Genomic DNA, 1,984 nt, shown 5'->3' with positions numbered 1-1,984 from the left:
CTCGGTCAGCAGCTCGCCCAGGGCCAGCTCAAAATACCACGCCCGCCAGACCCGAAAGATTTCGTCCGCGTCGTGAAAATCCGGTGTGGCTTCCTCGATAACGCAGCCCAGCTGTTCAAAGACCGCCCGCTGCGACTCCAGCACTGCGGTCACCTGCGGATCGACCGGCAGACCACCCAGGGTCGGGCTCCAGGCGATGCGCGTTCCCGCAAAAGAGCGTTCCAGGTCCTGGCTGAACAGGCTGCCCGGTTCATTGACTGCCTGCGGCGTCCGCGGGTCGGGTCCGGCCAAGACGCTCAGCAACAGGGCCGCATCCTGCACCGTTCGGGCCATCGGTCCCTCAACCGCAAACGGAAACCAGGCGACCCGGTGCGGCCAGGTCGGCACCCGGCCCGGAGACGGGCGCAGGCCAACCACATTGCAGAAACTGGCCGGATTGCGCAGCGAGCCGCCCAGATCGCTGCCGTCCGCCAGCGGCAGCATGCCGCTGGCCAGGGACACGGCCGCCCCGCCGCTGCTGCCGCCGCAGGTTTTGCTCAGGTCATACGGGTTACGCGTCGCCCCAAACACCGTGTTATAGGTCTGTGAGCCCGCCCCGAACTCGGGCGCATTGGTCTTGCCAATGGTAATCGCCCCGGCCTGACGCATGCGTTCAACGATGATCTCATCCTGGTCGGGGACAAAATCGGCAAAAATGGGCGAGCGTCAGAACCAGATCCTTATGGGCGATGGGCAGACCGTACAACGGCCCCATGTCGGCAGGCCGAGTCTCATCCGCCCGACGGGCCTGGTCGAGCGCCTGTTCGGCAATCAGGGTGACGATCGCGTTGACCTGCGGGTTGATCCGCTCGATCTGCCTGAGATGCGCCTCAAGCGCCTCCTGGCACGACACCTCTCGGCGACGGAGTCGGCCGGCTAATTCGGTCGCGGTCAAAAAACACAGCTCGCTGCTAGACATACGTCCGTTCCTTTTCAGCATCCAGCGTTTTCTTCTAGCCTCTACCCACATACGGCATCTTTGTCGCCATCACCGTCATGAACTGGACGTTGGCGTCAAGGGGCAGGCCGGCCATATACACGACCGCGCGGGACACATTTGCCACGTCCATGGTCGGCTCGGCCGCAATTGTGCCGTTGGCCTGCGGCACGCCCTGCTTCATTCTGGCCGTCATCTCCGTCTCGGCATTCCCGATGTCAATCTGGCCGCAGGCAATATCGTATTTACGCCCGTCGAGGGCGGTCGATTTGGTCAGGCCCGTCATGGCGTGCTTGGTGGCGGTGTAGGGCGCCGAGTTGGGACGCGGTACATGGGCCGAGATCGAGCCGTTATTGATAATCCGTCCCCCGCGCGGGTCCTGATCCTTCATGATCTTGAACGCCTCCTGGGTACACAGAAAGGCACCGGTCAGATTCACATCGACCACGCTCTGCCACTGCTCGTAGGACAGGTCTTCGAGGGGAATCGGCGGCGCACCGCTGCCCGCATTGTTGAACAGCAGATCCAGCCGGCCGAACGTCTCGCGCGTTTTGGCGAACAGCGCACGTACCGCAGCCGGGTCGCCCACATCGGTCGGCACGACCAGGGTCCGCGAAGAGGAAACGTGTCGTCCCTCCGCATCAAAACGGTTGACACGTTTCCTCTTTTCCCCCGCAGCTCCGGCTTCGGCCACGGTCTGCTCCAACAGCTCGGCCCGACGGCCGGCCAGCACGACCGCATAGCCCTCCTGCAACAAGGCGAGCGTCAGGTGTTTGCCGATACCCGTTCCGGCTCCCGTCACCAGCGCGACTCTTTGATGTGTCGTCATGATCTTCCCTCCTGTATATCCTGAAAAGATATCGGTGATCTCTATTTGCGTGGGGATCAGTCATCAGCGATATCTTTTGTGCGTAACCAGCCGTCAATCACAAACGGTCCGAACGGCAGCAGCCCGGCCAGCACGACCCGCCCAGCCGTTCTGAGTTCCCAGCCCAGCGTCCGCTTGAC

Annotated in this window: 3 protein-coding genes; all 3 read right to left on the bottom strand. The window is 62.9% G+C overall.

Features of this window, described 5'->3' with window-relative positions:
• On the bottom strand, positions 1-696 hold a 696-nt coding region (locus tag J4F42_18635), incomplete at its 3' end, for a hypothetical protein (GenBank protein MCE2487536.1).
• Positions 665-958 (bottom strand): hypothetical protein, encoded by a 294-nt coding sequence (locus J4F42_18630; protein ID MCE2487535.1) that lies wholly within the window; start codon positions 956-958, stop codon positions 665-667. The genes J4F42_18630 and J4F42_18635, both read right to left, overlap by 32 nt.
• A 34-nt stretch (positions 959-992) precedes the next feature.
• On the bottom strand, positions 993-1,805 hold the full coding sequence (locus tag J4F42_18625; GenBank protein MCE2487534.1) for an SDR family oxidoreductase: 813 nt from the start codon (positions 1,803-1,805) through the stop codon (positions 993-995).
• Between the last annotated feature and the right edge of the window lie 179 nt (positions 1,806-1,984).

This window comes from Desulfurellaceae bacterium, from assembly GCA_021296095.1.
Classification (GTDB): Bacteria; Desulfobacterota; Binatia; order Bin18; family Bin18; genus JAAXHF01.
This window is presented reverse-complemented; position numbering and strand designations above follow the sequence as displayed.

Bases quoted from the DNA above. Each gene is read 5' to 3' on its own strand.
- J4F42_18630 (MCE2487535.1), bottom strand. From the start codon at position 958: ATGTCTAGCAGCGAGCTGTGTTTTTTGACCGCGACCGAATTAGCCGGC.
- J4F42_18625 (MCE2487534.1), bottom strand. From the start codon at position 1,805: ATGACGACACATCAAAGAGTCGCGCTGGTGACGGGAGCCGGAACGGGT.